The 14546-nt window shown below is 65.7% G+C and carries 17 protein-coding genes and 1 pseudogene; 7 read left to right on the top strand and 11 right to left on the bottom strand.

The features are described from left to right. Positions 1 to 53: 53 nt before the first annotated feature. Positions 54 to 1413: pseudogene (locus tag I1A62_RS08970) on the top strand (sulfatase-like hydrolase/transferase); the annotation flags it as partial. Positions 1414 to 1629: 216 nt separating this feature from the next. Next, the gene (locus tag I1A62_RS08965) at positions 1630 to 1932 is read left to right on the top strand and encodes an antibiotic biosynthesis monooxygenase (protein WP_219458539.1); all 303 of its coding nucleotides are present in this window, start codon (positions 1630 to 1632) and stop codon (positions 1930 to 1932) included. A 46-nt stretch (positions 1933 to 1978) separates the two neighbouring features. On the opposite strand, the gene I1A62_RS08960 is transcribed toward I1A62_RS08965, so the two are convergent. The 3 genes from I1A62_RS08960 to I1A62_RS08950 all read right to left on the bottom strand — a co-directional run bounded on the left by I1A62_RS08960 (position 1979) and on the right by I1A62_RS08950 (position 4679). Next, positions 1979 to 2137: a hypothetical protein gene (locus I1A62_RS08960; protein WP_192582079.1), complete on the bottom strand. Its 159-nt coding sequence runs from the start codon at positions 2135 to 2137 to the stop codon at positions 1979 to 1981. 434 nt (positions 2138 to 2571) lie between these two features. Then, the gene (locus I1A62_RS08955; protein WP_219458538.1) at positions 2572 to 3729 is read right to left on the bottom strand and encodes a hypothetical protein; all 1158 of its coding nucleotides are present in this window, start codon (positions 3727 to 3729) and stop codon (positions 2572 to 2574) included. Further along, a complete protein-coding gene (locus I1A62_RS08950; protein WP_219458537.1) occupies positions 3729 to 4679 on the bottom strand; it encodes a metal-dependent hydrolase in 951 nt (316 codons plus the stop codon). Before I1A62_RS08950 ends, I1A62_RS08955 begins: the two co-directional genes overlap by 1 nt. 247 nt (positions 4680 to 4926) lie before the next feature. On the opposite strand from I1A62_RS08950, the gene I1A62_RS08945 reads away from it, so the two are divergent. The 3 genes from I1A62_RS08945 (at position 4927) to I1A62_RS08935 (ending at position 7479) form a co-directional block, all read left to right on the top strand. Further along, on the top strand, positions 4927 to 5541 hold the full coding sequence (locus I1A62_RS08945) for a TetR/AcrR family transcriptional regulator (protein ID WP_124395336.1): 615 nt from the start codon (positions 4927 to 4929) through the stop codon (positions 5539 to 5541). Positions 5542 to 5615: 74 nt separating this feature from the next. After that, positions 5616 to 6905 (top strand): wax ester/triacylglycerol synthase domain-containing protein, encoded by a 1290-nt coding sequence (locus I1A62_RS08940; protein ID WP_219461125.1) that lies wholly within the window; start codon positions 5616 to 5618, stop codon positions 6903 to 6905. A gap of 205 nt (positions 6906 to 7110) precedes the next feature. Then, positions 7111 to 7479 (top strand): hypothetical protein, encoded by a 369-nt coding sequence (locus I1A62_RS08935; protein ID WP_257890746.1) that lies wholly within the window; start codon positions 7111 to 7113, stop codon positions 7477 to 7479. Positions 7480 to 7495: 16 nt separating this feature from the next. Here the strand turns inward: I1A62_RS08935 and I1A62_RS08930 are convergent, their stop codons facing one another. From I1A62_RS08930 to I1A62_RS08910, 5 genes are all read right to left on the bottom strand, one after another. Further along, the gene (locus I1A62_RS08930) at positions 7496 to 7864 is read right to left on the bottom strand and encodes a YtxH domain-containing protein (protein ID WP_124395334.1); all 369 of its coding nucleotides are present in this window, start codon (positions 7862 to 7864) and stop codon (positions 7496 to 7498) included. A 192-nt stretch (positions 7865 to 8056) separates the two neighbouring features. After that, complete coding sequence (locus I1A62_RS08925; RefSeq protein ID WP_219458536.1) at positions 8057 to 8326, bottom strand: Rho termination factor N-terminal domain-containing protein; 270 nt, start codon at positions 8324 to 8326, stop codon at positions 8057 to 8059. Positions 8327 to 8380: 54 nt separating this feature from the next. Beyond that, positions 8381 to 8788 (bottom strand): VOC family protein, encoded by a 408-nt coding sequence (locus tag I1A62_RS08920; protein ID WP_219458535.1) that lies wholly within the window; start codon positions 8786 to 8788, stop codon positions 8381 to 8383. A gap of 302 nt (positions 8789 to 9090) precedes the next feature. Continuing rightward, entirely contained in the window at positions 9091 to 9708 is a 618-nt protein-coding gene (locus tag I1A62_RS08915) for a maleylpyruvate isomerase N-terminal domain-containing protein (RefSeq protein ID WP_124395331.1), read from the bottom strand. A 70-nt stretch (positions 9709 to 9778) separates the two neighbouring features. Next, positions 9779 to 10198: a cupin domain-containing protein gene (locus tag I1A62_RS08910; RefSeq protein WP_219458534.1), complete on the bottom strand. Its 420-nt coding sequence runs from the start codon at positions 10196 to 10198 to the stop codon at positions 9779 to 9781. A 680-nt stretch (positions 10199 to 10878) separates the two neighbouring features. On the opposite strand from I1A62_RS08910, the gene I1A62_RS08905 reads away from it, so the two are divergent. Next, on the top strand, positions 10879 to 11109 hold the full coding sequence (locus tag I1A62_RS08905; RefSeq protein WP_219458533.1) for a hypothetical protein: 231 nt from the start codon (positions 10879 to 10881) through the stop codon (positions 11107 to 11109). 32 nt (positions 11110 to 11141) lie between these two features. Here I1A62_RS08905 and I1A62_RS08900 read toward each other — a convergent pair whose 3' ends face one another. Together I1A62_RS08900 and I1A62_RS08895 are read right to left on the bottom strand one after the other, a co-directional pair. Further along, a complete protein-coding gene (locus I1A62_RS08900; protein ID WP_095863875.1) occupies positions 11142 to 11426 on the bottom strand; it encodes a DUF1905 domain-containing protein in 285 nt (94 codons plus the stop codon). Between the two features lie 176 nt (positions 11427 to 11602). Continuing rightward, a complete protein-coding gene (locus I1A62_RS08895; RefSeq protein WP_219458532.1) occupies positions 11603 to 12340 on the bottom strand; it encodes an alpha/beta hydrolase in 738 nt (245 codons plus the stop codon). A gap of 365 nt (positions 12341 to 12705) precedes the next feature. Here I1A62_RS08895 and I1A62_RS08890 point away from each other — a divergent pair, with 365 nt between their 5' ends. After that, on the top strand, positions 12706 to 13740 hold the full coding sequence (locus I1A62_RS08890) for a LacI family DNA-binding transcriptional regulator (protein WP_124395328.1): 1035 nt from the start codon (positions 12706 to 12708) through the stop codon (positions 13738 to 13740). 20 nt (positions 13741 to 13760) lie between these two features. Here the strand turns inward: I1A62_RS08890 and map are convergent, their stop codons facing one another. Continuing rightward, positions 13761 to 14531: a type I methionyl aminopeptidase gene (gene map, locus I1A62_RS08885; RefSeq protein WP_219458531.1), complete on the bottom strand. Its 771-nt coding sequence runs from the start codon at positions 14529 to 14531 to the stop codon at positions 13761 to 13763. Positions 14532 to 14546 lie beyond the last annotated feature (15 nt).

Raw genomic sequence — 14546 nt, 5'->3', positions numbered from 1 at the left:
GGCGACCGACGGCCCCGTGTGTCGGGGCCACCTAAACGGTAACGGGGGCGAATACCACCGGGCCGAATGGTCAGCTGTGGCAGATGCTCGACACAGTGCGCCCGTGGGACTCGCTCACCGCAGACGAGCAGCGCCTGTTCATCCGGATGGCCGAGGTGTTCGCCGGATTCATCTCCTACGCCGACGATCAGCTGGGCGAGTGATCGATTTCCTGGCCGACTCAGGCGAACTCGACAACACCCTGATCGTCGTGATCTCCGACAACGGTGCCAGCGGTGAGGGCGGCCGGAACGGTTCGTTCAACGAATGGCGGTTCTTCAACGGTGTCGCCGACACGACCGAAATGACGCTGCCGCACCTCGACGAGCTACGGCGGCCCCGCCTCGTACAACCACTACAACACCGGATGGGCCTGGGCGTTCGACACCCCGTTCCCGTACTGGAAGCGATGGGCGGGGTACGAGGGTGGCATCGTACACCCAGAGTCCGATCGAAGGGGAGAGCTTCGCAGCGACGCTGACCGACCCCACCGCCCCGGGGAAACAGACCCAGTTCTACGCAATGCTCGGGCAACGTTCCCTGTACCACGAGGGATGGCTCGCGTGTTCGCTGCACCCGCCGATCTCCGGGTGGGGCAACTTCGGCCACGACGTCTGGGAGCTCTACCACCTCGACGAGGACCGGGCCCAACTCCACAACCTCGCCGACACCGAACCGCAACGCCTCGCCGAGATGAAGGAACTCTGGTTCTACTACGCCGGCATCTTCAACGGCCTTCCACTCGACGACCGCAACGCCCTCGAACAGGTCCTCGCCGACCGCCCCCACCCCGGCAAACCCCGCGACCGCTACGTCTACTACCCGAACTGCGCGGACGTCCCCGAAAGCGCCGGTGCCCCGATCACCGGCCGCTCGTACACCATCGCGGCCGGCGTCCACGTGGACACTTCCGACGCCGAGGGTGTCCTCTTCGCGCACGGCGGCGTCGCGGGCGGGCACAGCATGTACGTCAAAGACCACCGACTCCACTACACGTTCAACTGGCTCGGCACCCGAATCGAGGACGTGGCCGCCGACCGCGACATCACCCCCGGCGGGCACGTGTGCACCGCCGAATTCACCGTGAAAGGCAAGAACGAGGACCCGGCCATGCCCGGGTTCGCCGGCACCCTCGACCTCTACCTCGACGAGCAGCAGGTGGCCAGCAGCGAAATCGTCACCCAGCCCGGCGTGTTCTGCCTCGTCGGAGACGGAATCTGCGTCGGACGCGACAGTGCCTCCCCGGTCACCGCCGACTACACCGCACCGTTCGCGTTCACCGGCGGCACCATCGACAAGGTTGTCGTCGACGTCTCCGGGGAGCACTACGTCGACCACGAGGCACAGGTGAGGGGCTGGTTCATGATCGACTAGCCGCGCTACATGCGCGCACCGAGTTGACAGGAGCATCAGCAGGGGCGACGCAGAAGCCCGCGCCCGGCGGTCGTCTCCCAGGAACGAGTTGAAGGTAGAACGTCTGCAGGGTGGTTCACCTGAGGCAAGGTTGTCGGTGTTCATCGAGGTATTCACGTAGCATCGGCCCGACGACCGCGAACCCGTCACCGCCCCGAGAGAACGGCGTTCCCCGAGATGATCTTGGAACACGCACTGCTGCCCGTGACCCCGGACAGGGTCGCCGAGTTCGAATCTGCATTCGGGCAGGCGCAGTCGATCATCTCGTCGATGCCCGGATTCCGCCGACTGCATTTGTCCCGCGGCCACGAGCGCCCGAATGTCTACCTGCTGCTGGTGGAGTGGGATGAACTCGAATACCACACCGAAGGATTTCGTCATTCGAGTGGATACCAGCAGTGGAAGGACCTGCTGCACCACTTCTACGATCCCTTCCCGGTCGTGGAGCACTACACGCCTCTCGATGTGTCTGCCCTGTAGGGCGACGTCGCGCACCAGGCCGAGGGCAGCACAGCGTCCGCTGCAGCTACGGGGAGACTGCGGTGCCCGCACGTCGGGCGGGCGTGCGGTCGTCGGCGAACATGGCCTCGATCCTCGACTTGATCTCCGCGGTGCTCATGGAGCCGCCGTGGCGGGGCGTCCGCGACACGGTGGGAGTTGCCGGGGTGATCGAGACTGTCGCCATGCGTCCTGCTTTCGTCGGTTACCGATATGTGTGCCTCACGGTCACGCCTGTGATCTGGTTCACATCGTGGCCGACTATGTTGTACACCACATACCCGGTCGTGTGCCACTCGGCCCGGTCGCCAAGTGCCCGGTTGTCGCAGCCGTGCCGTTCGGCGAATGGACAGGAAATCCGGCCCCGGTACAGTCGCCCGAATGGATGAGGAGACGGGCCCGAACCGTCGACAGCTTCGGCTGGTGCAATCCCCGGTCCGTCTACCGGGCGAAGAGGACGAAGAACTCCTCGCCCGGTCGGTGATCGATGCGCTTGCCGGTGGCATGTCGTGGGAGCAGATCGGTACTCGGCTCGGTGTGGCCGCTCCGACTGCGGGCGGCAGTCCGGTCACCGACCGGGACTGGCAGGATGCAGTCGTCGATCACGAAAATGCGCGGCAGCTATCGGACAGCGTTCGGCGTCCTCTCACCGGAGACCGGGCCGTGTCCGTCCACGGAACTCCGCGGCACCGTGAAGGCGGCGGCGACGCACAGTACTGCGATCGCGAAGCAGAGGATCGTGTACCAGATATTTCCGATGGGATCGCCGTTGCTCGTGACACCGTCGACGGCGGCGAAGTAGTCCGGTAACGCGGTCACCCACAGCAGGCCCATCACGCCGAGGTACACCACGCTGTAGACACGCACGAAGTCGTTGGAGTAGGCGGGAACATCCGACGTCCCCCGGCGCAGCCGCGACCACTGCCGCACCAGGACCGGGATCGCGACGAGCGCGACGACGACCAGTTCCGCCGCGTAGAGAACTCCACGGACCGTGGTGCTCTCGATGCCGAGGACCGTCGCCGGGATCGGGAGAATGAACGTGCCCGCCGACGCCAGGAGGCCGATTACGATTGTCCGCCAAGCCAGTTCGAGTCCGGTGAAGTCCCGGCCCCGGTCGGCGTGGCGACCTACGAAGAACTGGACGCACAGCGCCAGCGACATCGGCCACAGTGCCGCGAACACCACGACGCTCGGCAACGGGACCGCGTCGAACATGGGCTGGTTGACCGGGTTGGTGGTCGACCATTCCCACCACCTCAGCTGCGGGCCCAGTTGGTCGAAGATCTCGTAGAACGCGTGGTGTACGAAGCCCACGCAGACCGCGCCGACGAGCACGCCGTATTTCCGGAAGACGCCGAGCATCCGGACGAGCTCGAAGGCCAGCGTGGCCATCAGTGGATAAATCGCAATGATGTACAGGGGCAGCCGACCCAACAGGAAGTCCACCGTGAACACGTTGTGCGCGAACATCGTGTCCACGTGTTCCTCGATCCCGAACGCCGCCGGAAAGTACAGCGGCGGTTCGATGACGAACAGATACGCGGTGGCGCCGAACCAGAGCGCCAGGGTGGTCGGATCGCCGCTGCGGCGCCAGCGCAGGATCGCGAACACGAGTGCGAGCACCGACCCGAGCACGATCGTGAGCTCGAGAACCGGCAGTGTCCAGTTCTCCAGGGCCAACGGATTGCGGAGCTCGACGAGTCCACCGGCCTCGGCGCACGAGAAGCCGAGCGCCGTCGACAGCTGGTCGAAGGTGGGTGAGCAGAGATCGGTCATCAGTTGACCACCGCCGCCGCGGACTCGGTCCGGCGTTCACCCGACTCGGCGGTGTACCAGCGGGTGCAGTCGTAGCCGGCGTCGTATCGGGTGAACCACTCGTCGGCGAGAGCGGGCAGCTTCTCGTGCGTCGGGTTGTGCTTCGGCATCTGACTGCGGACGACGCCGGCCAGGGCGGTGAGTTGTTCCCCGCGGGGGAGGTCGTCGAACGCGCGCGGCATGATCCCTTTGCTCAGGTAGGGCGCGAACGCGGTGAGCAGCTTCTGCTTGGTGCGGTGCGTCGCGAACATCGACATCGAATCGACCTTCCGCTCCCTGAGTGGGACGTGCTGGTTGAACCCGGCGCAGGCGATCCGGACGACCTTCATCACATGCGTGAAGATCGAGGGCGCCATCCTCATCCGGTACAGCTCGTCTCCGACAAGGGAATTGAAGATCACCAGCGCTGAACTTCGGTGTTCGACCTCCTCGACGAAGTGCCAGATGAACAGGGACGCAACCCGGTCGTCGCCCGGCCGGAAGAGGGTCGCGTCGTTGTCGAGCATCAGTTTGAACACCGGTGTGAACGTCGCCTCCAGGTCCGCGGTGTAGGCGAGTCGGTAGTTCAGGCTGGTCGCCTCGGTGAGGAGGTCGAACTCGCCGATCACCGCGTCGAGGGTGTTCTGGAGTCCCGGATACCGCCTGATCAGGGCCTTGACGTGCTGACGGTGTGCGGTCGAGTGGTGGCCCTCCTGGCGCATGAACGCCACGGCCTCCTCCGCGACCTCGGGATCGGTCATCAACGGTTTGGCCTGCATGATCGCCTTGACGATCATTTTCTCGAAACCAATGGCCAGGAACGAGATCGCGTTCGACATGCTCGACCAGGCGGGGTTGTCGGGGTTCCAGAGGAACGGGACGTCCTGTTCGTCGAACGCGAAATCCATCTTTCTGGGATGCAGGTCGGACATGTGCGATTCCTCGTCTCGTGCGGCATGAGTGGGCTGAAGTCTGTGGGCAGGTGGAGACCCAAGCATCAACAACATACACATACCCTAGTATTTGTATGATCACTTTTCGACAGATTCGGGGAGGACTGCTGTGGCCGGAAGCGGGACGCGCTCGCGGTAATCTCTGAGTCCAGGTCGGGCACTGTGCCGTCGTCCCGTGCAGTCCGTTCGGGCCGACGACGCAGTGCGAGAGGTAGGGGAACGGGCAATGGCAGGCAGGCGTGGGTGGGGTGGCAGCCCACCCGGAAGTGATGAGGAAGCGTCCCGGAGAATCGTCATCGCCGCAGTCGAGCTCATCAGCCGGAAAGGCACGGCAATCAGCATCGCCGACGTTGCGGAATCCCTCGGCGTCATCCGCCAGACGGTGTACCGGTACTTTCCCAGCACCGACTCGCTTCTACGAGCCGCAGCCATCGCCGCGGTCGACGGATTCCTCGACCGCCTGACGGAACACGTCGCCGGTATCAAGGATCCCGCAGACGCTGTGGTCGAGGCCGTGATCTACACGCTCAACGAAGCGCCCCGCGTTCCGCAGCTCGGCATCATGCTGTCCGGTTCCCATTCCCACGCCGAGGGAATCACGTCCGAGGAAGCCCTCGCCTTCGGAATGACGATGATCCGGCGGTTCGACGTCGACTGGGAGCGGCACGGCTACGGGGAGCACGCCTTGCGTGAGCTCGTCGAGTATCAGTTGCGGACGATGCAATCGTTCTTCATCTCGCCGGGAAACCCGCCGCGTAGCCAGGACGAGCTGCGTGCGTATCTGCGCCGATGGGTGGGATCCGCGGTCGCCGTCACCGGGAGCCCGGCGTCCGCTGGGTGACGTCCGGTGGGCCGTCCCAGTCGAGAGCGCAGTTCCTGGTTCGACGACGTGCAGACCCGAATAGACTTGTCGAGGTGACCCGCGAGGATCCCGATCGGCTCTCCGCCGACGATGCCCATATTCTGGGGCTCGAATCGGCGGTGATATCCGGCCACACCCTGAAGCTGGTGGTTCTCGAACCGAGCCCCGGCCCGCTGGACCTCGGGGCCCTGCGAACCGCGGTGGCGGAGCGCCTTTCGAGCGAGCCGCGCGCGACGCAGCGGATCGACGCCTCGGGTCCGGCGCCGCGCTGGACCGCGGCGACCGCCTTCGATATCAGCGACCACATCCGGCGCCGGGAAGAGCCGTGTGCCACGCGGGCCGATCTGTGGCGGGCCGTCAGCACGCTGATGTCCGCGCACCTCGATCACGAGCGCCCGCTGTGGACGTTCGATCTGATCGGCCCACTCGACGACGGGCGCGAGGCGATCGCCGTCCGGATCCATCACGCGATGGCCGACGGGATCGGCGCTGTGCGCTTCCTGCACGACGTGCTCTGGGATCGACACGCCGAACCGGCCCCGCACGGGTCGCGTCCGGGTGTTCGCGCCGATTCGGGGCAGCGTTCGCGAGTCGACGAGGTGCTGCGGCTGCCCGCGGCCGTGCATCGTGAACTGGGCCATCGCGGCTCACGCTCGCCCTTCGACCGTCCGATCAGTGCCGCTCGCGAACTCGCGTTCACCGTCGCCCCGCTCTCGGAGCTGAAAGCAATAGGCGCCTCGCGCCCCACCCGCGCAACCGTCAACGACGTACTTCTGGGGATCGTCGCAGGGGGCCTGCGCAGCTGGCTCTCGGCCGGCGACGCTGCGCTGCCGCGTCTGCGTGCTCAGGTTCCGGTCAGCCTTCACCACCGGAGCGAGGGAGCGGAGGTCGGAAACCGCGATTCATTCCTGAACATCGATCTGCCGCTCGCCGAGGCTGATCCGCTCATCCGACTCGACCGGATCAGCGCCGAGACCAGCAAGCGCAAGCACCTCGACGACGCCGACGAGCTCTTCGATCTCTTCCACGCTCTCGGACGCGTGAAGCGCGTCGGGGCGGCAGTGCAACGACTCGCGGGCAGCGCGCGCGAGTTCAGCCTCGCGATCTCGAACGTTCCCGGCCCGCGCGTGCCGGTGAGCGTGTCCGGACGCCGGGTGGAGCGGCTGTTCTCGTCCTCGGAACCCGCCGTTCACCACGCGTTGCGGATCTCGGCGATCTCCTGCGCCGGGATCGTCGGAATCGGGCTCTGCACCGACCCGGAGGCGCTGCCCGACGTTGCCCGGCTGGCGGTGGCGATGGAAGATGCGTACGCCGAATTGCGTGACGCCGCATCGACGCCTTGAAGTGTGCCGGGATGGGTACACGGAGACCATGGCATCCAGTTCCGGATCACGCAGAATGCGGTCCGCCGTCGCTGCAGTGCTGATGGCAGGGGGAGTCGTCTGCGCAGCGACAGGACTGGCACAGGCTGCTCCGGCTCCCAGCGGAATCGCGGACGTTCCCCCACGGACCGCGCTGTCGTTCGCACATACACCCAGCGGAACGAGAGTGGGAACCGCGAATCAGGGCGAGGCGCGACCCGGTCTGTCGATCGTGAAACTGTATGTCGCCGACTACATGATCCGGCACGGCGACGGCGCGCCCGAAGACCTCGAACTCGGGCAACTGGCCACTGCCGCCCCCGTCGCCGTCGACGGCACCCACCAGAATTGGGGCACCGGTGCACTGCCGTCGGTCACCGGAACCAAATGGGGATGGTCCGACGACGGCGCGAGTGTGGTCGCCTCCGCATCGTTCGGACCCGACTTCTCCGTCGCTGCCAACACCTACGGCACCGCCGAACAGCACACCGGCGACGTCCTCGGCGCCTCCGGCACCGAACCTGCTCCGCCCGCCGGTATGGTGCCGCCGCGCTGATAACCGGCGAGGCGGCTCATCCCGCAGATTCGCCGCGCGTTGGCGGCACACCTGTTGTGGGTTCCGCGTCCGTGGGAGTTGGTGCAGCCGGAGCCGGGGTCGCAGCATCACCCAGCGACGCTCCGTTTGTGGGGGCCGTCGTCGAACTCGTATCGGTGTGGTGGTGGTGTGTGGCCTTCTTCGCCAGTTCGCCGACCTTGTGCTGCACCTGCGGCGCCTTGTCCTTCACCGTTTCCGTCGCGCCGCTCACCTTCTCCTGGACGGCAGGGTTGTGCCAGAGTTCGAGGGACTGATGCCTCATCTTCTCGTAGGTTTGCCGGCCGGATCGGGTGCCCAGGACGAAGCCCACGGCCGCGCCCGCTGCGAAGGTCAACACTTTCTGCATGACATCTCCTGACTGTTGTGTGGCACGAGCAGGTCAGCCGAACCGTCGTCCGAACGCCCTCTGCACAGCTTGCCCCCAGCTGAAAACCCCAAACCACGCGAAAGGTGTTCGATTCGAGTGAATATCGGGATCGGACCGGTCGGCAGGTGTCGGTGCTGCTGGTGAGCCGAAGCCCGCATCGTGGCGGCCGCCTCAGTGATTGCGGAGCTCGTCTATGAGTTCCTTCTTGTTCAGCTTCGAATAGCCGGCCAAGCCGAGTTCTTTGGCTCGCTTCTGGAGCTCGTCGACCGTCCAGTCGTCGTAGGACTGCGCCTTCCCGCCCGACTTTCCGACGTTCTCGCGCCCGCGAGCGGCAGCCGCGTTGGAGATGCGCGCCGCCTTCTCTTTGGAATCACCCTTGTCGCGTAGTTCCTCGTACAGGTCCTGGTCTTTGAGTTGGGGTTGCGAATCTTTGGTTGCCATCCGGCGCTCCTCCCATCGAATTCGTGCTCTCCGCCTACCCGTGGACTCTGCGTCTCAAACGACGGCGATCAGCACTTCCCCTTCGAGTCCGTCGGGGTCCCGGAAGAAGATGCTCTGTGCAGAACCGAAGTCGTTGATGGTTCCATCGCTGGCGGCCGCGTCGATCAGCCGCTGCCGGATCACTGCGAAGGCTTCCGGTGAGGCGGCTTGCAGACCGACGTGGTCGATGCGACCTCGCCCCCACATCGGTGTCTGACGCGCGGCTTCGGTGTTGCCGTCGATCACGAAGATGTTCAACTCGGTGTGCGGGCCGATCCGGATCACGGTCATCGTTTCTCCTCCTTCGCGGCCGTGCGGCCGCGTCGGCCCGACGTCGGCGTCGAATACGTCGGCATAGAACCTGCCCAGGCGGGCGGCGTCCTTGGAGATCCAGGCAATATGGTTGACCCCGTCGAGCAACATGATGTCCTCCGCTTAACATTCGGCACTGGAGATCTCGTGGGTCAACCGTCGCATATTCTGCTGCGCGAATCAGGGTGATCGCCGGGGCATGAACCGCACCGTCGCGGGTACTCCGTGTGGACGCTGCGCGCGCAGCATGCGATGGCAGCGCGCCAGCCAGGTCTTCCGGCTTGAATCCCCCCTTGTTCGAGCCGGAGGGCCGCCTCGAAAAAAGCTGAGCAACAGTGTTGTTCAGAACCAATGCCGATGGTTGGCCGTCGCAACCCCGCGTCAGTCGACGACGGCGCCCCGGCGAGGTTGACTCAGAGGACCGAGTAACCCGCTGGCAGGGGAAGGCGGCCGGTCAAGGCCAGCAGCGCCGCGGATGCCGTTCCCTGTGCTGCGGCCAGGCCACCGATCACGGCGAATGTCTCGGCTACTGCATCGTGAGGGACATCCGCGCTGACGCCGAGGGTGGCTGCCAAATCGCAGGTGTGCACCGTCAGCTCGAGGGTTCGGGTTGGAAGGTAGCCCTGCAAGGTCATCGTCCCGAATGGTGTGCGCACCAGGGCGGTGGCTGGCGTGGCCCGGACGCGCTCGGGTACCCGGGCAACCAGCGCGGTCAGCGCGGCCATCGGGTCCTCCCCGAGCGCGGCGCCGGCGGCGCGTCCCCGCTGCGCCACCGCTGCGGTGTCAGCCAGGGCACCGGCGATGGCCAGGTAGTACGCAACGGCATCAGCCAGGTCTACGGGGTCGGACTCGTCGCCGGCGACGTCGAGGTAGGTCTCCACCGTCGTCAGCGACCTGCTGGTGTGACCCAGTAGGTCGCGCACCGACCACTCACCGAGACCGGGGTCGTCATAGTGACCTGTCGCGGAGGCGCTGACTTCGAGGAACCGTCGGGCGGCATTGTCGAAGGCATGAGCAGTTGGGCCGTCCATCAGCTCAGTATCGCAGCCGACCAGTGTTCACCGCCCGCCGAATTCAACTGTCCGACGGTGCCGGCCTGGCTCACGGCGGTGTCAGGGCGAATCGGGCGATTACGTCGGGCAACCAGTCGGGTTCGCCGAATTGCAGTCCGTAACGCTCTGCAATTGCGGCGATCTGCGTGACATCCGGTGCGCCGGCGGCGATCAGTTCGGACATTTCCAGGAAGCAATGTTCGAAGCCGGCTGGACTGATGATCTCGGTCATGCGAGCCGGTTCGGTGCCGGCGTTCCACATGGCGTGCATCTCGCCTCGGGGCTTGGTGATGTATCCGCCGGATTCGAGAACGGCCTCCCGATCGCCGGAGCGGAATCCGACCGATAACACCCCACCGGTGTCACGGCCCCAGAGCTTGAATTCGACCCCGATCGAGCGGCCCAGGTCGCCGGTCTTGCCGGTCCCCGGCGGCACGACGACCAGCGGCGGGGGATCGGTTGCGCCCACGCTTCTCACCTACTCACCGACGTCGACAGATCGAGTCACACGTTCTCTGACCAACTTTTCGCCGACGGCGCAGAAATTGTCAACAGTCTCGGGGCACAGCCGATTGAAGATCTTGGCAGACAGACCCTCGCTTGTCGACGAAGTGCGTCGAGGTGGCGACTATGGAGTTGTGCGGAATTATGGCCAACGCAAACGCCGCCGACCGGAACCGATCGAGCGAGAGATCCGGAGTGGCCCAATGGTTCAGCCCCCAAGTGCCTCGCCTCCTCGCTGACCCGCGGCTCGTATCATCGACACCACCGCGGTTGCCGTTACCTCGGCCTTCGCCGGGGGAGCCCTGCTCACCCAGACCGTGATCGTTCCGCACTGGCGGGAAATGGATCCGGCAGAATTCCTGTCGGAATTCGCGAGCTCCGGACCCACCACCGGAGCGACGGTCTTCCCGTTCGAGGTCGCTTCGGTCGTGTTGCTGGGCATGACGACGTACTCGACCGTCACGCGTCGCCAACCGGGTCGCCTGGTATCGATGGAACTGGATACGCACGGGACTGGGCCTTGCCGCAGCCGCCCTCTCGTGCATTGCACTCACTGCCGGCCGACGTGGAAACGCCACCTCATCGAGATAACTTCGGTGAACGTCGGATCGCATGAGGATCCCCCGGCCGAAGGACAATGAGAGCATGAAGCCTCACACCTACACGACCTACAGCATCGGATGCGGCATCGCGTGGGCCATCGTGTGGTCGATCATCGGCACCACGCGACCAGAATCGCGCTCCCCGGTCCTCCTGTTCTTTGCCGGATGGTTGGCGGGGTGGACGTCAGCGACCATCGCCCGATACGTGTACCCACCACCACAGACAGGCCGCTGCATCCGCACGCGGCACCGGACGGTCCCTGACCAGCTCTGACGCGGCCTCCGATAGTCCTGGCTCTGGTGAGTTCAGTTCAGTCGCTCGGTGAGGTGTACCTCGACGTCGTCACCGTCGTTTTTGCCGATCGCCTTGCGGATGGCAGCAGCCACGGGCAGTTTGTGGGTGCCGTCTCCCAGTGCCATGAACGCTCCGGTGAACGGGTGCGCGTCGATGGTCCCAGCGACCTTGACCAAACCGCGGGTACCGAAGATCCGTGCCGAGTCGGGTAGCTGCACACATGTCCAAGTGTCCCCGGGACGGACCTTGCTCAGCCGGGCGGTGAAGGTGATGTCCAGGGGGCGGGGATCTGCCATGGTCTTGCTCCTTCGCGGTGCTGGACCGGGTCGATCCATCCGGATCGACTCCTCATTGTGAAGGAATTAGCAGCAACCATCTCGCCGATGACACATTCTGCGCACACCGCCGCGTATCTCACTGCCCATCCTGGCCGGCAGCTCCGAGCGTCTGCTGCGGGCCTGATGGATCTGCCCTATTTCAGGTGCCGGGCGAAGAACCGGTTCCCGTCGTCAACCTCGAACTGTGGGACGCCGGTGTGCCCGCCCATATTGGCGTGCAGCGTCTTCTCCTTGGAGCCGAAGGCGTCGAACAGATCCAGGGCCTGTTGCCGGTCGTTTCCTTCGTCGTCCCACTGCAGTAGGACCTGCAGGGGAATGGTGACCTGTCGAGCCTCCTCGAACATGCTGCGGGGCACGAAACTCCCGGCGAACAGGAGGGCGGCCGAGATGCGCGGCTCGACCACCGCCAGCCGGATGCCGATGGCGATCACCCCTCCCGAGTACCCGACCGGGCCACCGATTTCGGGTAGCGACAGGAGGGCGTCCAGGACCGCCCGCCATTCCGGGACGGCCTTTTCGACCAGGGGGAGGACGAGCCGGTCGACGATCTCACCATCGACCGGCTCGCCGGCCTCCAGTGCCCGGCGCAGGTCGGCGCGGGCCTGCTCGGCGGCGGCGGAACGGGGCCGGTCACCGCTTCCGGGGAGCTCGATGGCGACCGCGGCGAAGCCCTCCGCCGCGGCGTGCCGGGCCCGGGCCACGAGTCGGGGATACATCATGTGCAGTCCGCCGGGGTGGCCGACCAGGATCAGTGGTGCCGGTGCGGATCCGGATGCAGATCGGGGTGTCCACAGGATTCCGGGGATCTCACCCAGGGTGAATTCGCGTTCGAGGACGTCGTCGTCGAGGCGCCGTTCGGAAGTGAAGTGCATGGTGTGCCTTTCGGGAGTGCTCGTGATCGGCGCTCCCGGACGACCTGTCGTCCGACCGTGACCCCGAAAGGGAGCACCCGTATCGATACTGCGTTCACGGGTACCACCTCCTGGTTCTCTCGCACGGCCTCCGGAAAAGTAGCAGTGGTCGCCGTGATCCGCCAACAGGTTTATGTGGAGGCCGTCGGACCGGATGCGCGGGGTCGCTGATCCGGTACGGACCACGCTTGCGGGCGGCGACTCCTCGGGTGGTTGTGCGGGAGTTGTTCATCGGGAGTCTCTTTCGTGTATGCCTGCTAATCTTGCTGTGAAACGTGCCTCAATCAATTGGCACCGTCCATCATGTTCACCTCGAGGGAGAAGTTGTGGCGCACAGTCGTTACAAGGTTCGGGAGATCGCCCAACAGGCGGGCCTCAGTGAGGCGACGGTCGACCGCGTGCTTCACAACCGCCCGGGGGTGCGTGAGGGAACCCGCGCAGAAGTCGCGCAAGCGGTCGCCGACCTCGACAAGCAGCGTTCCCAGCTGCGGTTGGCCGGGCGAAAGTATCTCTTCGACGTCGTCATGCAGGCGCCGCCGCGATTTTCCGGGGCGTTCCGCGAGGCGGTGGAGGCGGAACTGCCGTCCCTCGCCCCTGCGGTGGTCCGGACCCGGTTTCACTTCCGGGAGACCGGCTCGGTGCCTGCCATGGTCGAGACACTCGACAAGCTCGTCAAACGCCCCTCGCAAGGTGTCATCGTCAAGGCGCCCGACACCACCGAGGTCTCCGACGCCATCGACAGGCTCACCGAGGCGGGGATCCCCGTCGTCACCTATGCCACCGACGTGCCGAACAGCAGTCGGGTCGGCTACGTCGGTATCGAGAACCGGGCGGCAGGGGAGACGGCCGCCTACCTGCTCGAGCAATGGCTGTGCGACAGCGCGTCCAGTGTCCTCATCACCTTGAGTAGCAACGCGTTTCGCGGCGAAGAGGAGCGAGAGATGGGATTTCGCGGTGCCCTGCGCCGCTCGATCGATGTCGGGGGGAGCGGCTCTCAGCGCACACTGATCGACATCTCCGAGAGCGAGGGCCTCGACACGACGGTCGAGCGTCTCGTCCTCGACGCACTCGAACGCCACCCGGACATCGAGGCGGTCTATTCGATCGGTGGCGGCAACATGGCAACCGTGCGCGCCTTCGAGAAACTCGGCCGCCGCTACCGCGTATTCATCGCCCACGACCTCGATCAGGACAACAAGCAATTGCTCCGCGACAAGAAGATCTCGGCCGTCCTCGATCACGACCTGCGGTCGGACGCGAACCTGGCCTGCCGCATGCTGATTCAGGGACGGGGCGGACTGTCGGGCGTGACCACGGTGAAGTCACCGATTCGGATCATCACCCCCTACAACATGCCCTGACCGTCGGGCGCCGACCGGACTCAGGCCGCGCGGCGTGTCAGGACGAGCGGATCACCGTCGGTGATCGCGATCGTGTGTTCGCTGTGGGCGGTCCGCGAGCCGTCGGCTGATCGGATGGTCCACCCGTCGAGGTCGTAGACGATCTTGTCGGTGCCGCGGGCGAACCAGGGCTCGAGTGCGAGGGTCAGTCCGGGGCGCAGCACCAGGCCCCGTCCGGCGCGCCCCTGGTTGGACACGTGCGGGTCCTCGTGCATCGTTCGACCGAGTCCGTGCCCGCCGAATTCGGTGTTGACCGGGTAGCCGTAGTCGGCGGCGACCGCACCGATCGCCGCGGAAATGTCGCCGAGGCGCCCGCCCGGACGTGCCGCGTCGATACCGGCGGCGAGGGCGCGCTCGGTGGCCTCGATCAGCCGCTGGTCGTCGGCGCGGGGTGTGCCGACGATCAGACTTCGCGCCGAGTCGGCCACCCACCCGTCGACGGAGACCGCGATGTCCATGCTCAGTAGGTCCCCGTCGCGCAGGTCGTAATCGTGCGGCAGGCCGTGGAGCACCGCATCGTTGACGGACAGGCAGATGACGTTGCGGAACGGACCGCGGCCGAACGAGGGCGCGTAGTCCCAGTAGCAGGACACCGCTCCGCGCTCCTCGATCAGGTGTCGGGCGCGGTGTTCGAGGTCGAGCAGATTCACCCCGACCAGAGCGCGCTGTTGCAGGTCGTCGAGCAGTTCCGCGATGAACGCGCCGGTGGTGCGCATCGCCTCGATCTCCCGTGACGTCTTCAGTTCCAACACGCGCTCACCCTCCAC

The sequence above is a fragment of the Rhodococcus sp. USK10 genome (assembly GCF_019378875.1).
Lineage (GTDB): Bacteria > Actinomycetota > Actinomycetes > Mycobacteriales > Mycobacteriaceae > Rhodococcus_F > Rhodococcus_F pseudokoreensis.
The sequence above is the reverse complement of the archived record's forward strand: the minus strand, read 5'-3'. Positions and strand labels throughout refer to the sequence as shown.